Below are 18,871 nucleotides of genomic sequence, written 5' to 3' on the forward strand. Positions count from 1 at the left end.
CGCCGGTCAGGTATACTGCGCACCTGATTTACCGAGATTGACCATGCCCAGACCCAAGTCCGCCGTCGCTCTGGAAGATGTCCACTGGAGCGCCCTCAAAACCCTGTTTCCTTACCTTTTGGAATTCAAGCGCCCGGTGCTGCTGGCGCTGTTGTGTCTGGTGGGCGCCAAGGCCGCCAGCGTGGGTCTCCCGTTCCTGCTCAAGCATATTGTCGATGACCTGGACAGTGCCGGCGGGGCCGCTGCGGCGATTGCCCTGCCACTTGGTCTGCTGCTGGCCTACGGTTTTGTGCGTTTCTCCTCGGTGCTGTTTGGCGAGCTGCGGGATACGATCTTCGGGCGGGTGACCGAGCGCGCCCAGCGCCGGGTGGGGCTCGAAGTATTCCAGCACCTGCACCGCCTGGATCTGAATTACCACCTCAACCGCCGCACCGGCGGCCTGACGCGGGATATCGAGCGCGGCAATGCCGGCATCGGTTTCCTGATGCGTTTCATGGTGTTCAACATCGTCCCCACCCTGGTGGAAATCCTGATGGTGGTGGGCTTGCTGTGGTGGAATTACAGCGCCGGCTTCGCGCTGCTGGTGCTGGGGGCCGTGGCCGCGTATATCGGGTTTTCCGTGGTTGCCACCGAGTGGCGCACCCGGTTTGTACGGGACCTGAACAAGGCCGAATCCGAGAGCAGCAGCCGCGCGGTCGACAGCCTGCTCAATTATGAGACCGTTAAATACTTCGGCAACGAGTACCACGAAGCCCGGCACTACGATCGCGAACTGGCCGCCTGGGAAAAGGCCCGGCGCAACAGTCGCCTGTCGCTATTCGGCCTCAATGCAGGTCAGGCCCTGATCATCGCGTCTGCCATGTGTGGCGCCATGGTGATGGCCGCGGTGAATGTCACCAAAGGCAGCATGACCATTGGTGACTTCGTGCTGATCAACGCCATCATGATGCAGATTTTCATTCCCCTGAATTTTCTTGGTTTTGTCTACCGGGAGATGAAGGGCGCGCTGGCGAATATTGAGAAAATGTTTTCCATTCTCGATGTCAAACCGGCGATCGAAGACCGGCACAACGCGGGCGAGCTGAAAATCGAGCAGGGCGCCATCGAATTTCGCGATGTGCATTTTGGCTATAACCCGGACCGGGAAATTCTCAAGGGTGTCAGCTTTCGCGTGGCGCCGCGGCAGAAGGTGGCGATTGTGGGTGCCAGTGGCGCCGGCAAGTCCACTCTGTTCAAGTTGTTGTTCCGTTTTTACGATGTGGACCAGGGCAGTATTCTGCTCGATGGCCAGGACATTCGTGAAGTCGGCCAGGACTCACTGCGCCGTGCAATCGGTGTGGTGCCGCAGGATACGGTGTTGTTCAATCAGTCGATCCTGGAAAATGTGCGCTACGGTCGCGTGGATGCCACCGATAATGAGGTGATGGAAGCCATCCGTCACGCACAGCTGGACGCGTTTGTGGCACAGCTGCCGGAGGGGGCGAATACTACGGTCGGCGAGCGTGGGCTGAAGCTGTCCGGTGGCGAAAAGCAGCGGGTAGCCATTGCGCGCGCGATCCTCAAACACCCGCCGATCATGGTGTTTGACGAGGCCACCTCCAGCCTCGACAGTCACTCGGAGCAGGGTATTCTGCGCGCGCTGCAAGAAATCTCCCGCGAGCAGACGACATTGGTGATTGCCCATCGCCTGTCCACTGTAGTGGATGCGGATATGATTCTGGTGATGGAGCATGGACGTGTGGTGGAGCAGGGGGATCACGCAACCCTGGTGGCTGCCGGTGGACATTACGCGTCTTTGTGGCGGATGCAGCAACGGGAGCGTGCGCTGGATTCGGAAACACTGTCTCCATAGCCTGCTGCGGCGTTGTATTTCCCGCGGCTTTCTTCCCTAATTTCCACTGCGTATTTCCTCACTAACCCCGGGTAGTGGCGTGAATTGTTTTTTCCTGAACAATTCATGCCACGAAATTACCTGCAGTTGCCCATACTAGCAGTCGAATATCTGGCACCACTGCAACAGTCGTGCGCAGCTGGACAAGCTACGGGGCCCCAATTAATGTGGCTCGCAAGAGTTGCGTTGCGCCGGTAGGCCGGCTCGCATAGCTCGCACAAAAAACAGATCAAATAATCAACAGGCAGGACTCTGAATGAAATCTGCACTCTTCGCTGCGTCTGCACTGGCGCTCGCCGTCATTGCCGGCTGTTCTTCTGACGATAAACCCACCACCGCGGAAACCGCCGTGCCGGCTGAAAGCGCTGCGCAACAGGCGGGCGAGACGGAACAAACTACGGCACAGCCGGCAACCGGCCCACAGGCGGGCGGTGTTGCCAAGGGTATCGATCCCGCGCGCTTTGATATTTATGCGCCGGTGGAGCTAAACGCAGACCTTTCCTCCCTGTCCGACAATCAGCGCCAGATGATTGGCAAGCTGATCGACGCCAGCAAGATCATGGATCAACTGTTCTGGCTACAGTCCTACGGCCCGGCGCAGGAACTGCTGAGCGGTATCGACGATAGCGCCGCGCGCAAATTCGCCGATATCAATTACGGCCCCTGGGATCGACTGAATGACAACAAGCCGTTTATCGAAGGCTACGGGGACAAGCCTCTGGGTGCCGAGTTCTACCCGGAAGACATGACCAAGCAAGAATTCGAAGCCTGGGAGCAACCGGGCAAGGATGGCCTCTACTCGCTGGTGCGTCGTGACGCCGAAGGCAAACTCAAGCTGGTGCCTTACCACGAGGCCTACAAGGCTGAGCTGGAAAAGGCCTCCACGCTGCTGAGCGAAGCCTCCGAGCTGGCGGAAGACCAGGACTTTGCGGCATACCTGAAGCTCCGTGCCGATGCGCTGCTGGACGACCAGTTCCGCGACAGTGACATGGCGTGGATGGATATGAAGGACAACCGTATCGACGTGGTGATCGGCCCGATCGAAAACTACGAAGACCAGCTGTTTGCCTATCGCACCGCCTACGAGTCCTACGTACTGCTGAAGGACATGGCCTGGAGCGAAAAGCTTTCCAAGTTTGCGGCCTTCCTGCCGGAACTGCAGCGCGGCCTGCCGGTAGATGACAAGTACAAGGCGGAGACCCCGGGAACCGATTCCGATCTGAATGCCTACGACGTGCTTTACTACGCGGGCCACAGCAACGCCGGCTCCAAAACCATCGCCATCAACCTGCCTAACGACGAAGAGGTGCAGCTGGAAAAGGGTACCCGTCGCCTGCAGCTGAAGAATGCCATGCGCGCGAAGTTCGACCAGATCCTGCTGCCCATCAGCGGTGTTCTGATCGCGGAAGACCAGCGCAAGCACATCACTTTTGATGCCTTCTTCGGCAACACCATGTTCCACGAAGTGGCCCATGGCCTTGGCATCAAGAAAACCGTCACCGATGGGGCGAATGTGCGCCAGTCCCTGAAGGAAACCTCCTCCGCGCTGGAAGAGGGCAAAGCCGATATCCTCGGCCTATACATGATCACCAAACTGCACGAGAAGGGTGAGATTGAAGAGGGTGAGCTGATGGACAACTATGTCACCTTCCTCGCCGGTATCTTCCGCAGTGTTCGCTTCGGCGCCGCCAGCGCCCACGGCAAGGCCAACATGATGCGCTTCAACTTCTTCAAGCAGGAAGGCGCATTTACCCGCGATGAAGCCACCGGCCAGTACAGTGTTGACTTCGAGAAAATGCAGGCGGCAATGACCAAGTTGTCGAACCTGATCCTGACCATCCAGGGTGACGGCGACTACAAGAAATCCAAGGACCTGCTGGATAACATGGGTGTGGTTGGCAGCGAGCTGCAGGCAGATCTTGACCGTCTTGCCGAAGCCAGTATTCCTGTTGATGTGACCTTCATTCAGGGTAAGGAAGTGCTCGGCCTCCAATAATTTCCTGATACCGGTCCAACAAAAGCGGGCTCTCGGGCCCGCTTTTTTGTGGTGGGTAGGCGGCCACCACACTCTTTAATAGTCAGTTCCGAATCTGACTAGTCTCTGTAGGGTTCACCCCATACACTGGTCCACATGCCATTAGCCAGTGACTTGAACGTGAAACCGGATCCCGATATCTGCCATAGCGCCCGCCTAGCCCGCGACAAGCGGTTTGATGGTCGTTTCTACACCGCAGTAAAAACCACGCGCATTTTCTGCCGTCCGATCTGCCCCGCGCGTCCACCGCTGGAGAAGAACGTAGAGTATTTCGCCACCGCGGCAGAAGCGGCGGCGGCGGGTTATCGCCCCTGCTTGCGCTGTCGCCCCGATGCGGCACCCGGCAGCCCGGCCTGGGGGCTGGTCTCCACGACGGTGCAGCGCGCACTGAATCTGATGCGAGCGGAGCGGGAAGCGCAATCCATCGAACAGCTGGCGGACCGTCTGGGCATCACCAGTCGCTATCTGCGCAAGTTATTCGCTGAGCATATCGGCCTGAGCCCGTTACAGGTGTGGCAGACCGAGAGGGCGCTGTTCGCGTTCAGCCTGTTGCGGGATACCCGCCTGCCGGTGGGGGAGATCGCGTTTGCCGCGGGCTTCAGTAGCCTCCGTCGCTTCAATGGAGTATTCAAGGAGGTTTACCAGCGCACCCCTACTGAAGTGCGCCGCGAGTCCGCAACAACGAAGTCCGGAGACGGGGGAGTAAAGCCCCTGCAGATTTACCTGAGCTACCGGCCACCATTCGATTGGCCTGCACTCCTCGAATTTTTTGGCGCGCGTACTTTGCCGGGGGTGGAGCAGGTTATTGCTGCAGAAGATCCGGAGCAGAGCGAATACTTGCGGAGTTTCGAGCTGCTCGGCCAGCGTGGGTTGATGCGGGTGGCCCACGAGTCGGAAAAGGGACGGCTGCGCGTCAGTGTCTACGGCGATGGCTGTGGCGCTGTGCTGTATCCGCTGCGGGAAAAACTGCGCAGATTGTTCGACCTGGACGCAGACAGCGATGAAATTCGCGGTCATCTGCAGGCGGATCCTCTGCTGAAGAATGTGCTCAAATCGAGTTCCGGCGTGCGCCTGCCGGGCGCCTGGGATCCGTTTGAATACACCTTGCGGGCAATCCTGGGGCAGCAGATTTCCGTGGCCGCGGCGACCACCATCGCCGGGCGGGTGGCGAGCCGCTACGGGGAGACTTTTGATGGGCCGGAGGGAGAGGCGCTGTTGCTGTTCCCGGGCCCGCAGCAGCTGCGGAATGCGGATTTTTCGGATATCGGCGTTACCCGCACCCGCGCCAATACTCTGCGTACCTTCGTTGCCGCCACGCTCAATGGCGAGATCGATTTTCACGAGTCGGACCTGGAATCTTTCTGTACGCAAATGACCGCACTCCCGGGCATAGGCGACTGGACCGCTCACTACACCGCCATGCGCGGCCTGTCGATGCCGGATGCCTTTCCCGCATCGGATCTTGGCATCCTGATCGCGCTTGGCGATGGCGAGGACAAAGCGACCCCCAAACAGGCCCTGGCTCGCGCGGAATCCTGGCGCCCATGGCGGGCCTACGCCGCACTACTGCTGTGGCAGTCCCTTAAATTGAAGCCCACCAAGAGATCGTCAAAATGATCAGTTATGAAATTTATCCCAGTAACTTTGGCGAAATCGGTATCGCCGCCAGCGAGTCCGGGCTGGTGGGGATCGACCTGCAGGCCGGCAAGCGGCCGCTGCCGGTGCGACAAGACTGGCAGCGGGCGAGTACCCACCTAACGGATGCCGCCTCCGAGCAGCTTGCTGCCTATTTCAGCGGTGAGCTAAAGGGATTCGACCTGCCTTTCGCGGCCGCCGGAACCCCATTCCAGCAATCCGTATGGCAGGCGCTCTGCGCCATTCCCTTCGGCGAGACCCGCAGTTACCGTGAGCTGGCAGAGGCTATTGGCAACCCCAAGGCGGTGCGTGCGGTGGCGCGGGCCAATGGAGCTAATCCGCTTTCCATCGTGGTGCCTTGCCACCGGGTGATTGGTGCAGACGGGACCCTGACGGGCTATGCGGGCGGGCTGGAGATGAAGGCGCGTTTGCTGGCGCTGGAAGGGGTGTTGATTGGCTGATCTGTCCCGCTGGTCACGCTGTTTCACGATGGTTCAAGGGTGGCAATCGGGGGCCTTGGGCGGGATAATGGCCGGCTGAATTTCACCAACTCTCCGTATTCACCCGTATTCATCTGGAGGTCAAATGCTGTACAGGTTGGGCGATAAGCAGCCTGCGCTGGAAGGCGAGGGCCACTACATCGCGCCCGGTGCCCGGGTGATCGGCAATGTCCTGCTGCTGCCCCACAGTTCGGTATGGTTCAACGCGGTGATCCGCGGGGACAATGACCTGATCACCATTGGTGAGCGAGCGAACATCCAGGACGGCTCTGTGTTGCACACGGACCCGGGTGTGCCACTCACTGTGGGCACCGGGGTGACGGTGGGGCACAAGGTGACGCTGCACGGTTGCCAGATTGGCGACTATTCGCTGGTGGGTATGAATGCGGTGATTTTGAATGGGGCCAAGATTGGCCGTTGCTGCATTATCGGGGCGAATGCGCTGGTGACGGAGAATGCGGAGATTCCGGATTTTTCGCTGGTGTTGGGGAGCCCGGGTAAGGTGGTAAAGACGCTGGGTGAGTCGACGTTTGAGTTGCTGAAGGCGAGCAGTGAGATTTATGTGGCCAACGGCAAGCGCTTTGCGGAAGCGTTGGTCGAGGTCGATATGCCTCAGGCGGTAACCAGTGAGCGAGAGTGATTGGAGCAAGGTGAAGGACAAAGAGCCGGAAGCGGAGTTTGATTTTCCGGTGAAGTCGCCTTGTGTGTCCGTCTGTGCGTTGAACCGCGATGATATCTGTGAGGGGTGCTTTCGCTCCGGCACTGAGATCAGTCAGTGGGGGCGAATGTCCAATGCTGAGAAGAAGCAGGTATTGGGGAAGTGCCAGGAACGCGCTGTGGAATTGAAGCGGGTTTGGTGGTCCGACTGAATTTGTTTTTGTGGCGGTGGAGCACCGGGTGCAGGTTTTCAGGACCGCTGTAGACCCATCCCTGGGCGCTGCGGCGCAAACTTCCTGTTTGCGACGCTCCTGAAAACCTGCACCCGGCACTCCACCTGCGCATTTGACCGCATTACTCCGTCAGAAATTATTGGGTACCAGGTTGCTTCGGGCTGCTTGGGCTTACGAAGTGAAAAATTACCAGAATTGCACGAGCACCGAGGGGCGGTAAGCCCTTCCGGGACCTTCTCCGACATGGATGTCGGAGCAGAGCTACATGGATGTATACACCGCGTGTCCCGGAAGGGCTTACCGCCTCTCGGTGCGTACCCGGATCAGAGCTCGTAGATCGAGCGCCGGAACCAGATCAAATAGAAAAAATATGACCCAATCCTTCGTACATTTAAGAATCCACACAGAATACTCCCTGATCGACGGCCTGGTGCGTATCAAGCCGTTGATTGGTCGTGTTGCCGAGCTGGAAATGCCAGCGGTGGCGATTACGGATCAGACGAATTTTTACGGCCAGGTGAAGTTTTACAAGGGCTGTATGGGTGCCGGGGTGAAGCCGATTACCGGGGCCGATTTCTGGTTGAAGGAAGGTGGTGAGGAGCAGCCTACGCTGCTGACGCTGTATGCCATGAATGGCACCGGCTACCGCAATATCACCGAGCTGATTTCCCGTGCCTGGATGGAAGGGCAGTACCACGGCCACGGGTTTGTGGAGCGGGAGTGGATTGAGCAGGCTTCGGAAGGCGTGTTGATGTTGTCCGGGGCCAAGTATGGCGATGTGGGCCGCGCGCTGATCGCTGGGCGGAACTCGCAGGCGGAGACGTTGGCGCAGGAGTGGGAGCGGATTTTTCCGGGGCGCTATTACCTTGAGTTACAGCGTACCGGTCGCCCGGGAGATGAAGAGTATCTGCACGCGGCGGTTGGTCTTGCCGGCAAGTTGAACCTGCCGGTGGTGGCCACCAACGATGTGCGCTTTATTGAAGACAGCGAGTTTGAAGCCCATGAGGTGCGGGTGTGTATCCGTGAAGGGCGTGCGCTGGACGACCCGCGTCGCGAGCGTCGCTATTCTTCCGAGCAGTACCTGCGTACCCCGGAAGAAATGCAGGAGTTGTTCAAGGATATTCCAGAAGCGCTGGAAAACACGGTGGAAATTGCCCGTCGCTGTTCCTCGCCGATCCAGCTGGGCAAGTACTTCCTGCCCCAGTTCCCGATTCCGGAAGGGATGACGGAAAACGAATTCTTCGAGAAGATTTCTTTTGATGGTCTGTACGAGCGTCTGGAATTTATTCTCGACAAGTCCGCGCCGGATTACGAGGCGCGCAAGAAAGAGTACGAGGATCGCCTGCGCTTTGAGCTGGATATCGTTATCCAGATGGGGTTCCCCGGTTACTTCCTGATCGTGATGGACTTTATCCAGTGGGCCAAGGATCACGATATTCCGGTGGGCCCGGGGCGGGGTTCCGGTGCGGGCTCGCTGATTGCTTACTCGCAGAAAATTACTGACCTGGACCCGCTGCAATACGATCTGCTATTCGAGCGATTCCTGAACCCGGAGCGGGTTTCCATGCCCGACTTCGACGTCGACTTCTGTATGGAGAAGCGCGACCGGGTCATCAATTACGTGGCCGACAACTACGGCCGCAACGCGGTGAGCCAGATTATTACCTTCGGTACCATGGCCGCGAAGGCGGTGGTGCGGGACGTGGCGCGGGTGCAGGGCAAGTCTTATGGCCTTGCGGACAAGCTTTCGAAAATGATTCCGCCCGACCCGGGCATGACGCTGGCGAAGGCGTTCGAGCAGGAAGAAGTATTGCGGGAATTCCTCGAGAACGACGAGGAAGGCCAGGAAATCTGGGAGATGGCGCTGCAGCTGGAAGGTGTGGCGCGGAACGTGGGCAAGCACGCCGGTGGTGTGGTTATTGCCCCCACCAAGCTTACGGATTTTGCCCCGCTCTACTGTGACGAAACCGGTGCAGGCCTGGTTACCCAGTTCGACAAGAACGACGTGGAAGACGCGGGCCTGGTGAAGTTCGACTTCCTGGGTCTGCGGACCCTGACCATCATCGACTGGGCCAAGGCGATGGTGGACGAGCAGCGCGCGATAGAGGGCAAAGAGCCGCTCGTGATTGAAGCGCTGCCGCTGGACGATCCCGAAACCTACAAGATGATCAAGCGCGCCGAGACCACCGCGGTATTCCAGCTGGAATCCCGCGGTATGAAGGACCTGATCAAGCGCCTGCAGCCGGATAACCTCGAGGACATGATCGCCCTGGTGGCCCTGTTCCGTCCGGGCCCGCTGCAGTCGGGCATGGTGGATGACTTTATCAACCGGAAGCACGGCCGCGCGCAGGTGGCCTACCCGGATGCCAAGTACCAGCACGAAAAACTGAAGCCGATCCTGGAGCCCACTTACGGGGTAATTGTTTACCAGGAACAGGTCATGCAGATCGCCCAGGAACTCGCGGGCTATACCCTCGGCGGCGCGGACATGCTGCGCCGGGCGATGGGTAAGAAAAAGCCCGAGGAGATGGCCAAGCAGCGCAGTACCTTCGAGGAGGGCGCCAAGTCGGAAGGCGTCGATCCCGAGCTGGCGATGAAGATCTTTGACCTGGTGGAGAAGTTCGCCGGTTACGGCTTTAACAAATCCCACTCCGCCGCTTACGCACTGGTGTCTTACCAGACGGCCTGGCTGAAGGCCCACTACCCGGCGCAATTTATGGCCGCCACCATGTCTTCGGACATGGACAAGACCGACAAGGTGGTGACCTTTATCGAAGAGTGTCGGGCCATGAAGCTCGACCTGGTGCCGCCGGATGTAAACCTGGGTACCTACCAGTTCTCTGTGCCTGTCTCCGAGAGTGGGGACAACCGCATCATCTACGGCCTGGGTGCGATCAAAGGTCTGGGTGAGGGCCCCATCGACAACATCATTGCCGAGCGTGAACAGAATGGGCCCTTTACGGATCTGTTCGACTTCTGTTCCCGTATCGACCCGCGCAAGGTCAACAAGCGTGCGCTGGAAGCGCTGGTGCGCTCCGGGGCTTTGGACAGCATCGGCCCGGATACCAACAGCGCCGATGGCCTGGATTATTCCCGTTCGGTGCTGTTCAACGCGCTGGATGAGGCGGTGAAGTCCGCCGAGCAGCAGAGCAAGAACGACAGCGCCGGCATGATGGATCTGTTCGGTGAGGTGGTGCGCTCTGCTTCCGATGGCGACGTCTATGAGGATTTCCGCAATGCGCGTCCGTGGAGTATCCGCGAGCGTCTTGAGGGCGAGAAGAACACGCTCGGTCTGTACCTCACCGGTCACCCCATCGATGAGTACGAAGAAGAGCTGAAGCACCTGGTGAAGGCGCGGATTGCCGACCTGAAACCGGGCCGTGAGAATCAGAAAGTGGCTGGCCTCTGTGTCGGTATGCGGGTGATGAAGACCAAGCGCGGCGATTCCATGGCCATCGTGACCCTGGATGACCGCAGTGCGCGGATAGAGGCGGCGGTGTTCAGCGAGGCGTTTGGCGAGCACCGGGAAAAGCTGGTGAAGGATTCGCTGCTGGTGCTGGAGGGCTCTATCTCGCACGACGATTACAGCGGCGGTCTGAAGATGAGCGTTAACAGCGTGTCTACGCTGGACGACCTGCGCAGCGGCAGTGTGATTGGGGTGACCCTGAAAATCGACAGTGCCCAGGCGATGCCGAAGATGGGGCAGCGCTTGAGTGCCTGCCTGCGGCCCTATGTGGGTGGCACATGTCCGGTGATGGTGGAAGTGGAACGCAGTGACGCCCGCGGTACATTCCGCCTGGCGGAAGAGTGGAAAGTGGAGCCAAATGACCAGCTGATCCAGTCCCTGCGGGAGGTGATCGGTCGGGAGCGGGTGCAGCTCAACTACAATCAACGGCAGTAATTTGGGGCCGTCCGATTTGCGGGGTGGCGGGTACTGGCTCTTGCCGGCGGCTCGCCAGCACCCTCGCCAGCAACCATGGCAATTTGGACACTGAATGGGCAGGTTAGTGAGGTGTGCACTCGACTGGTTGGTCCTGGCCCGGTAAGCTAGCCGCCATTTTCAGTACACGAGGCCTGTTTGCGACCGTTAGGGGTGATTTGGTCGCATTTTCCAACATTTGGCAGGCCCTCAGAATTATCAAGGCGCGAAATAAATGAACTTCAGTTTTCTCGAGTTTGAACAGCCGATTGCGGAACTGGAAAGCAAGATCAAGGAGCTTCAGCACGTCGGGGACGACAACGACCTCAACATCGCTGAAGAGATCAACCGACTGCGGGAGAAGAGCGAGAAGCTTACCGAGTCTCTGTATTCCGACCTGTCCCCCTGGCAGATCGTGCAGGTGGCACGTCATCCGCAGCGTCCTTACGCCAAAGACTATATCGAACGCATGTTCACCGATTGGGATGAGCTGCACGGCGACCGTCACTTCGGTGACGACCAGGCGATCATTGCCGGTATCGGCCGTCTGGAAGGCCGCCCGGTGGCGGTGATTGGCGAAGAGAAGGGCCGCACGGTCAACGAGAAGGTGAAGCGCAACTTCGGTATGCCGAAGCCCGAGGGCTACCGCAAGGCCCAGCGCATCATGGAAATGGCTGAGCGGTTCAAGATGCCGGTGCTTACCCTCATCGACACGCCGGGAGCCTACCCGGGTATCGACAGTGAAGAGCGCGGTATCTCCGAGGCGATTGCCAAGAATCTGGCGGTGATGTCGCGCCTGCGCACGCCGATCATCTGTACGGTGATTGGTGAGGGCTCCTCCGGTGGCGCACTGGCGATCGGTGTGGGTGACCAGCTGAATATGCTGCAGTACTCCACTTACTTTGTGATCTCTCCGGAAGGCTGTGCGAACATCATCTGGAAAACCGTGGAGAAGGCGCCACTGGCGGCCGAGGCCATGGGTGTGACTTCCAGCGTGCTGGAAGAACTGGGTATTGTGGACGAGACACTGCCAGAACCACTCGGTGGCGCACACCGCGATCCGGACCTGATGGCGGCGCGCCTGCGCGATCGTCTGTCCGAGCAGCTGGACAAACTGACGGCGGTACCGCTGGACGATTTGCTGGAGAAGCGTTACCAGCGCCTGATGAGCTACGGCAACGTCGTCGGTTGATCGGCTGGCGATCCGGTATGAAAAAGGCGGCAACTTCGGTTGCCGCCTTTTTTTATGCTTGCCCAGGCTACAAGCGCAGGATCTCCCGGTATCCGGCAACCCGCGCATCAAAGGGTGTATTGTCATTCAGATAGAGACGCAGGCAGTCGGCGGAATCCGGTTCGCCGTGCACCAGTTGAATCCGGGTGCCGGCCTGCATTTTGGATTGCATCAGCCACTCGCCAAGTTCAACGTAATCCGCATGGGCGGATAATCCCTCGAGTACTTCGACCTGTGCTTTGCAGGGCACATACTCGCCGTGAATCTTCACACTCCTTGCGCCGGCCAGCAGGCGAGCGCCGCGGGTTCCACCTGCCTGGTATCCTGTAAATAATACTGTTGCGCGGTGGTCGGGCAGCAACCGTTTCATATGATGCAGGATGCGGCCACCCGTTGCCATGCCGCTGCCGGCGATGATGATGTGCGGATACTGGATATTTTCCAGTGCCTTGGACTGGTCAACGCCGCGAGTGTACTGGATACCGCTACCCATAAAGCTGCAACTTTCGGCGCTCAGGCGATGCTGTTTTGGATACTGCGCGTAGATTTCCGAGGCATCGATGGCCATGGGACTGTCCAGGAACACCGGTACATTCGGGATGCGGTTTTGTCGTATGAGATTGAGCAGCAGGTATTGCAGCGTCTGCGCGCGCCCCACCGCGAAGCTCGGGATTAACAGGACACCGCCGCGGCCAACTGTGTTATTCACGATTTCCGCGAGTTGTTGCCAGTGGTCAACCTGGGGGTGGCGACGATCTCCGTAGGTGGACTCCAGCAGTAACAGGTCCAGTGCTGGCAACGGACGCGGCGGGTACATGATGAGATCGTCCGGGCGTCCGACATCACCGGAAAAGCCCACCCTTTTGCCATCGGCTTCCAGAATGACACTCCCGGCACCCAGAATGTGGCCCGCAGGTTGAATATGCAGTGTGGCGCTGCCAATTCGTATTTTTTCATCAAATTCCACCGGCTGGAAAAGCTCCAGGCATCGCTCCGCGGTATCGCCGTTGTACAGAGGTTGTGGGTGAGCGTGTTTGCCGATTTTGTGGCGCTCGTAATAGCGCGCGTCTTCTTCCTGAATGTGGCCGGCGTCGGGCAGCAGAATAGAGCAGAGGTCTCGGGTTGCGTGGTGGCAGTAGACGGGACCGCGATAGCCCAGCTGGTAGAGACGCGGAATATAGCCTGAATGATCCAGGTGGGCGTGGGTCAGGACGATGCCCTTTAAGTGCCGGTAGTCGAACAGCGGCGCTTCCCAGTTGCGCTCCCGCAGCCACTTGTAGCCCTGGAACATCCCGCAGTCGACCAGAAACTCGGTCTTGCGTTCATCCACACTGATCAGGAATTTTGAGCCAGTGACGGTGCCGGTGCCGCCGAGAAAAGTGATATTCATGATTGTTGGTCTCTGCGGCCTCCACGGTCGATGTCTGCAAGCATTGTGTGAATCGCGGGAATGATTAATGGCGACAGGTCAAAGGTGCTGTGATCGCCGGGTATGCTGTTGCTCACCGCGAGCTGGTCTGCGCCGGCATCAAGAATTTTTCGATCCGCGTCTTCGGCGAACACGCCGTGCACGGCTGCGCAGATGATTCGTCTGACGCCTGCATGCTTTAGAGCCGCGATGGTTTGCAGCACCGTGTGGCCACTGGAAATGACATCGTCGATGATGACCGCGGTGCAGTAGCGAGTGATGTTGCTGTCTGCCGGCAGCGACACTCTTACATCGCGATCGCCATGGCGTTGTTTGTTACCCACCAGGAACGGCCTGCCAGCCGCATTTGCCAGGGTCTCTACCCACTGGCGGCTCTCGGCGTCGGGCCCGACCAGCAGCGTATCTGGCTGGGTGGCGATCCAGGCTTTCAGCGCAGGCATACCGGAAATGGCGAGAGCAGGGATTGAATAGATTTCGTTGAGATTGTGGTAACGATGCAGGTGCGGATCCACCGTCACCAGCCAGTCGACGGTCGAGGAAACCAGCTCGGCGAAGATGGCGGAAGTCAGTGCTTCCCCTGGGTTGAAGATAGTGTCCTGGCGCATATAGCAGAGATAAGGCGCTATCATCCCGATACTCGCGGCGCCCTGCGCTCGCAGCGTGTGGGCAAGGAACCGTATCGGCAGAATTTTTTCGTCTGGCTGTAACAGGTTGGCGAGCAGTATGCAGTGGCGACCGCTCACCGTTGACAGGACGCGTATATAGGATTCGCCGTCGGGAAAGCGGCGCATCTGCAGCGCGCCCTGTTCGGCGCCCAGTCCTTTGCCCAGTGGCGCTTGGAGAGGGAGTGCCGGTTCGAGAGAAAACAGAATTGGATGTGCCATCTGGTGCTCGCCTCTTCAGTCCCCGACGGGCGTATCCAAGGGTGTTTCAACAGACGTATCGACGGGCGCTACATCAAACAGGTCGCGGTTCTGGTGGTAGTACTCCCGTGCGTAGGCGAGCTCACCCGGTGTCTGGGCCAACAGTGTGGCCAGGACTTGCCCGGCTTCGATTTTTTCACCCACTTTTACTCGCAGGCGCAGCCCGGCTTCCGGGGAAGAGGGGGCGCCGGCAACCTTTGCCAGGTGTGCCAGGCGCCGGTTGTCCATGCTGCGCAGGCATCCGCCCCATTTGCTGCGCAGTTCAATATGGTGACTGGCACTGGGGATGTCACGAAGGCCGCCCTGGGCCTCGCAGATATTAAGGAACTGCTGCAGGGCTCTGCCGGAAGTTAGGATTTCCCGTGCATTTCGGTACGCCTGCTCTTCACTGACGTCACTGGCCATACACAGAAGCTGCGCGGCAAGAAATAAGGCGCGTTCCTTGAGATCCGCAGGCGCGGTCTCTTCATTGTGCAGAACACTCAGTACATCGCGTGCCTCTTCTGCAGGGCCAATACCCTCGCCAATAGCCTGGCTGCCGTCGGTCTGCACACAGCGAACCTCCACACCGAGCCCTTTGGCCACCGAGTGAAACAGGGATTCCAGCCGCGCAGCTTGCTGCGGGCTGCGCACTTTCGCTGTCGCGCCCACGGGAATATCAATCAGGATATGGGTGGAGCCTGCCGCTATTTTTTTTGATAGCACCGACGCCACCAGCTGCCCTTCACTGTCCAGGTTGAGCGCGCGTTCGATGCGGATCAGCAAGTCATCCGTAGGGCTCAGACCAACCTCCCCACCGGCAGAAAGACAGGCGCCGGTGCGGGTGATCACATTGCGCAGCTGCTCTAGCGGCAGGTCGACATTGGTCAGCACCTCCATGGTATCGGCAGTCCCGGCGGGCGAGGTGATCGCGCGCGAGGAGGTCTTTGGGATGATGAGCCCTGCAGCACTGACGATCGCCACCACAATAGGCGTGGTGCGATTACCGGGCAGGCCACCAATGCAGTGCTTGTCGAACACGCGCTCGTAGTCGGGCCAGTGCAGGCGATTGCCGTTGTCGATCATCGCAGTAGTCAGGGTGATGGTTTCGGCGCTGTTCAGGCGTCCGCCAGCACAGGCGGTCAGGAAACTGGCAATCTCGATATCCGAGTACAGGCGACTGCCTATGTCGCGGATGATACTGGTGACTTCCAGTGCGTTGAGGCTGTGGCCATAGATCTTTTTGCGCAGGGCGCTCAGGGACGCCACCAGCGGGGCATGGTGCACATGCACCAGGGCGTCGTCCTGCAAATCCAGGAATTCCCAGGCGCTGTCAGAAAAGCCGATATGCCCCTGGGGAAGGATCTTCTCGGCAACGATATTGAGTGTGGCGATCAATGTGTGCCTGCCGGCCTTGATTTGCAGGCGAGTGTTGGCGGTATAACCTTCCGCGCGGCAGATAGCGCAGTCCTTGCGCATGAATACCACCGGCTCTTCGTGGGTATCTATCCCCATTCTGCAGGCATGTAGAGGCAGTGCACGTGCCATGTATCGCTACCGGATTGCTCTCGTATTGATTCCTGGCCCATTCACCCCGGTAGTGGCGCTGCCGGCGGGCCGGATATCCACTGCATTGAGGGCATGGTTACGGAAGTATAGGCGGTTGCCCGCTGCGACCGGCTTGCCTTCACTCGCGCTCTTGTGTGTCCCCAAATGACCAGTTGGGGGCCCGTGACTACTGGGTTTGTGCCTGTCCTGAGGTTAGAATCACCACTGCTGAAAATCCGGCCGGCGAAATCGCTTGTAGAGCCGGAGATCACGGGTTACCGCCCCACCATCGAACAACCATTACCAATTTGACGAGGTCTGCCTTGGCGGAACTGGGGGAAGTATTCAGTCTGGTATCCAGCCAGATCCCGAGCCTGACACTGGCGCTGTTGCTGCTGGTGTGTGTGGTCAGCGCGTTTATCTCCGCCGTCACTGGTGGTGCTGGCGGCATCCTGATGTTTGCCGCGCTCAATGTGGCCATTCCGTTGCGGATGCTGGTGCCGATTCACGGTGCGGTACAGCTGCTGAATAATCTCGCCCGTATCGTCTATGTGCGCGAGCACATCCGCTGGGACCAGTGCATCCCGTTCTTTATTGGCTGTACCCTTGGCTCCGCCGCGATGACGCTCGGGCTGGCGAACATGGACTGGCAGCAGCTGCCATTGATCCTGCTCGCCGTTCTGATTTTCTATACGGTCTTCAAGCCAAAGAAGCTACCGGAAATCCGCCTGCAACCGCGCAATTTTTTCTGGGTGGGTATTGCTACCGGAACACTCGGTATTGTCGCGGGTGCGGTGGACCCACTTCTCGCCGCATTTTTCGTGCGCAAGGACATGACGCCGAAAGAAATCGTCGCCAACAAATCCGTAATGCAAGCGTGGTGCCACGCACTGAAAGTACCTGCGTTTATCTATCTCGGCTTTGCATTTTCTGAGCACCTGGGGCTGATTCTGCTACTCACCGTTGCCGCTGTGATTGGCACCCGTATTGGAATCGCACTACTGAATCGGATTAACAGCGAAGTCTTTTTCAATTTGATGCGCGCGGCCCTGCTGGTTGCTGGCGCCCGCATCGTATACCAGTTGTTTGCACAATAATTAACTGCACAGGAAAGAATCAGGTATTTACCATGGCCGACTACCGAATCATCAACCCGTATAACGGCGAGCAGATTGAAGCCTACGATTTCCACACCAAAGCGCAGGTAGCGAATGCCATCGATACACTGGTCGCAGGCCGAAAAATCCAGCTGGCCACTCCGGCCTTCGAGCGCTCCAATATCCTGATGAAACTCGCTCAGCTGATGCTGGAGCGCAAAGAAGATCTCGCGCGCCTGATTACCGAAGAGACCGGCAAGACCATTAGTGACAGCCGCATAGAAATCGACCGCGCGTACAACACCGCACTTTCCAGTGCCATGGAAGCGCGCAACATCAACGGCGAAGCGCTCGACTCCGATGCCTTCCCACCCATGCGTGAAAAAATCGGTGTAGTCCTGTGGAAGCCGCTGGGCACCGTACTGTGCATCACCCCATTCAATTTCCCGATCAATATCGCCGTACACAAAATCGGCCCCGCGTTTGCCGCCGGCAACACCATCCTGTTCAAGCCCGGCCCCCAGAACAAACGCTCCGCCGAACTGCTGGTGGAACTCTGCTATGCCGCCGGTATGGACAAGTCCGTATTGCAAATGCTGATCCCGGATATCGAAGCCACCAGCTACGCGGTCAAGCACCCACAGATCCAGGCCATCAACTTCACCGGTGGCACAGCCGCCGCCAACGCCATTGCCGCGAATGCCGGCTACAAGAAAATGCTGTTTGAGCTGGGCGGCAACGACCCCCTGATCGTCATGCCCGACGCCGACCTGGACGCCGCCGTAAATGCCACCATCAATCAGCGCTTCGCCACCGCCGGACAACGCTGCACCGCCGCCAAGCGCCTGTTTGTCCACAGTGAAGTGTTTGAAGCCTTTGCCGAAAAACTGGTAACTGCCACAGCCAAACTCAAGGTTGGCGACCCCGCCCAGGAAGACACCTTCGTAGGGCCCCTGATCCACACCGCCGCTGCCGATGAAGTGGAAGGCCGCATCGAATCCGCCGTCAATGCCGGTGCACGTGTATTGTTCGGCCACAAACGCGAAGGCAATATCCTGTGGCCAACCATCCTCGATAATGTTGCCGACGATACCGAGATCGTTGCCGAGGAAACCTTCGGCCCGGTCGTGCCGCTGCGTAAATTCGACGATGAAGCAGAGCTTGTTTCCCTGATCAACAGCTCGCCGTTTGGGTTGCAGGCCGGCGTATTCACCCAGAATCTCGCCCTGGCGAAGCGCCTCTACAACCAGCTCGAAGTAGGGCTGCTGGCGGTCAACGATGGTCCGGGGTTCCGCGCGGAACATTTCCCGTTTGGTGGCGTTAAAGAAAGCGGCGTCGGCAGGGAAGGCGTGAGCTATGCGATTCGTGAAATGAGTTATCAGAAAACACTGGTGATCTAACCACTACGAAGTCGAAAGTCTGAATCGAAGGGCGGGCGCTGGGTGGCAGCTTTCAGGAGCGTCGGCGACATGGACGTCGCCGACGCAGCGTACAGGGATGTATTCACAGCGGTCCTGAAAGCTGCCACCCAGTGACTGGCCGCTACTAAACCTGCTACGAAGCCCAAGGGGCCCCTGGAATACCAGGAATCTAATTCAGGGCGCAAAACCAAACCCCAATTTCTTAAAAACTTGTCCTGCCAGTCAAACAACCACTATACTCGGCCCCAACTTGTCGGAGTGCCTTTGGGCTGAGATCGCAGTAGCGAGATCCGTTGAACCTGATCGGGGTAACCCCCGCGTAGGGAACAAGATCTGAATTCGCTTTATTTGAGTATGGTATACACCCGTAATT

13 protein-coding genes and 1 riboswitch are annotated in these 18,871 nt (G+C 58.7%); of the genes, 10 read left to right on the forward strand and 3 right to left on the reverse strand.

Going from position 1 to position 18,871, the window contains the following annotated elements; all coding sequences use genetic code 11:
• The first annotated feature begins 43 nt into the window (after positions 1-43).
• The 8 genes from LC059_RS16895 to LC059_RS16930 all read left to right on the forward strand — a co-directional run bounded on the left by LC059_RS16895 (position 44) and on the right by LC059_RS16930 (position 12,062).
• On the forward strand, positions 44-1,852 hold the full coding sequence (locus LC059_RS16895) for an ABCB family ABC transporter ATP-binding protein/permease (RefSeq protein ID WP_226705047.1): 1,809 nt from the start codon (positions 44-46) through the stop codon (positions 1,850-1,852).
• Between the two features lie 295 nt (positions 1,853-2,147).
• Positions 2,148-3,887 (forward strand): dipeptidyl-peptidase 3 family protein, encoded by a 1,740-nt coding sequence (locus LC059_RS16900; RefSeq protein ID WP_226705048.1) that lies wholly within the window; start codon positions 2,148-2,150, stop codon positions 3,885-3,887.
• Positions 3,888-4,046: 159 nt separating this feature from the next.
• A complete protein-coding gene (locus tag LC059_RS16905; RefSeq protein WP_226705049.1) occupies positions 4,047-5,543 on the forward strand; it encodes an AlkA N-terminal domain-containing protein in 1,497 nt (498 codons plus the stop codon).
• Complete coding sequence (locus tag LC059_RS16910) at positions 5,540-6,022, forward strand: methylated-DNA--[protein]-cysteine S-methyltransferase (RefSeq protein ID WP_226705050.1); 483 nt, start codon at positions 5,540-5,542, stop codon at positions 6,020-6,022. Before LC059_RS16905 ends, LC059_RS16910 begins: the two co-directional genes overlap by 4 nt.
• Before the next feature lie 124 nt (positions 6,023-6,146).
• Entirely contained in the window at positions 6,147-6,701 is a 555-nt protein-coding gene (locus LC059_RS16915; RefSeq protein WP_226705051.1) for a gamma carbonic anhydrase family protein, read from the forward strand.
• The gene (locus LC059_RS16920) at positions 6,688-6,930 is read left to right on the forward strand and encodes a DUF1289 domain-containing protein (RefSeq protein WP_226705052.1); all 243 of its coding nucleotides are present in this window, start codon (positions 6,688-6,690) and stop codon (positions 6,928-6,930) included. The genes LC059_RS16915 and LC059_RS16920 overlap by 14 nt, the downstream gene beginning before the upstream one ends.
• Positions 6,931-7,321: 391 nt before the next feature.
• Entirely contained in the window at positions 7,322-10,852 is a 3,531-nt protein-coding gene (dnaE, locus tag LC059_RS16925) for a DNA polymerase III subunit alpha (protein ID WP_226705053.1), read from the forward strand.
• A 253-nt stretch (positions 10,853-11,105) separates the two neighbouring features.
• Positions 11,106-12,062 (forward strand): acetyl-CoA carboxylase carboxyltransferase subunit alpha, encoded by a 957-nt coding sequence (locus tag LC059_RS16930; protein ID WP_226705054.1) that lies wholly within the window; start codon positions 11,106-11,108, stop codon positions 12,060-12,062.
• A 67-nt stretch (positions 12,063-12,129) separates the two neighbouring features.
• Here LC059_RS16930 and LC059_RS16935 read toward each other — a convergent pair whose 3' ends face one another.
• Genes LC059_RS16935 through LC059_RS16945 form a run of 3 tightly spaced genes read right to left on the reverse strand, consistent with a single transcriptional unit; the run spans position 12,130 to position 15,980 of the window.
• Complete coding sequence (locus tag LC059_RS16935; RefSeq protein WP_226705055.1) at positions 12,130-13,491, reverse strand: MBL fold metallo-hydrolase; 1,362 nt, start codon at positions 13,489-13,491, stop codon at positions 12,130-12,132.
• Positions 13,488-14,414 (reverse strand): ribose-phosphate diphosphokinase, encoded by a 927-nt coding sequence (locus tag LC059_RS16940; RefSeq protein ID WP_226705056.1) that lies wholly within the window; start codon positions 14,412-14,414, stop codon positions 13,488-13,490. The genes LC059_RS16935 and LC059_RS16940 overlap by 4 nt, the downstream gene beginning before the upstream one ends.
• A 15-nt stretch (positions 14,415-14,429) precedes the next feature.
• The gene (locus LC059_RS16945) at positions 14,430-15,980 is read right to left on the reverse strand and encodes a thymidine phosphorylase family protein (protein WP_226705057.1); all 1,551 of its coding nucleotides are present in this window, start codon (positions 15,978-15,980) and stop codon (positions 14,430-14,432) included.
• A 323-nt stretch (positions 15,981-16,303) separates the two neighbouring features.
• Between LC059_RS16945 and LC059_RS16950 the strand changes: the two genes are divergently transcribed.
• Together LC059_RS16950 and safD are read left to right on the forward strand one after the other, a co-directional pair.
• Positions 16,304-17,077: a sulfite exporter TauE/SafE family protein gene (locus tag LC059_RS16950; RefSeq protein WP_226705058.1), complete on the forward strand. Its 774-nt coding sequence runs from the start codon at positions 16,304-16,306 to the stop codon at positions 17,075-17,077.
• Between the two features lie 32 nt (positions 17,078-17,109).
• On the forward strand, positions 17,110-18,477 hold the full coding sequence (safD, locus tag LC059_RS16955; protein ID WP_226705059.1) for a sulfoacetaldehyde dehydrogenase SafD: 1,368 nt from the start codon (positions 17,110-17,112) through the stop codon (positions 18,475-18,477).
• Positions 18,478-18,742: 265 nt separating this feature from the next.
• A riboswitch (TPP riboswitch) is annotated at positions 18,743-18,841 on the forward strand.
• Positions 18,842-18,871: the final 30 nt, after the last annotated feature.

The sequence above is a fragment of the Microbulbifer elongatus genome, assembly GCF_020524885.1.
Classification (GTDB): domain Bacteria; phylum Pseudomonadota; class Gammaproteobacteria; order Pseudomonadales; family Cellvibrionaceae; genus Microbulbifer; species Microbulbifer elongatus_A.

What these genes read in the sequence shown, in the direction of transcription:
- LC059_RS16895 (WP_226705047.1), top strand. Translation starts at nt 44, where the DNA reads ATGCCCAGACCCAAGTCCGCCGTCGCTCTGGAAGATGTCCACTGGAGC.
- LC059_RS16900 (WP_226705048.1), top strand. Translation starts at nt 2,148, where the DNA reads ATGAAATCTGCACTCTTCGCTGCGTCTGCACTGGCGCTCGCCGTCATT.
- LC059_RS16910 (WP_226705050.1), top strand. Translation starts at nt 5,540, where the DNA reads ATGATCAGTTATGAAATTTATCCCAGTAACTTTGGCGAAATCGGTATC.
- LC059_RS16915 (WP_226705051.1), top strand. Translation starts at nt 6,147, where the DNA reads ATGCTGTACAGGTTGGGCGATAAGCAGCCTGCGCTGGAAGGCGAGGGC.
- dnaE (WP_226705053.1), top strand. Translation starts at nt 7,322, where the DNA reads ATGACCCAATCCTTCGTACATTTAAGAATCCACACAGAATACTCCCTG.
- LC059_RS16930 (WP_226705054.1), top strand. Translation starts at nt 11,106, where the DNA reads ATGAACTTCAGTTTTCTCGAGTTTGAACAGCCGATTGCGGAACTGGAA.
- LC059_RS16935 (WP_226705055.1), bottom strand. Translation starts at nt 13,491, where the DNA reads ATGAATATCACTTTTCTCGGCGGCACCGGCACCGTCACTGGCTCAAAA.
- LC059_RS16940 (WP_226705056.1), bottom strand. Translation starts at nt 14,414, where the DNA reads ATGGCACATCCAATTCTGTTTTCTCTCGAACCGGCACTCCCTCTCCAA.
- LC059_RS16945 (WP_226705057.1), bottom strand. Translation starts at nt 15,980, where the DNA reads ATGGCACGTGCACTGCCTCTACATGCCTGCAGAATGGGGATAGATACC.
- safD (WP_226705059.1), top strand. Translation starts at nt 17,110, where the DNA reads ATGGCCGACTACCGAATCATCAACCCGTATAACGGCGAGCAGATTGAA.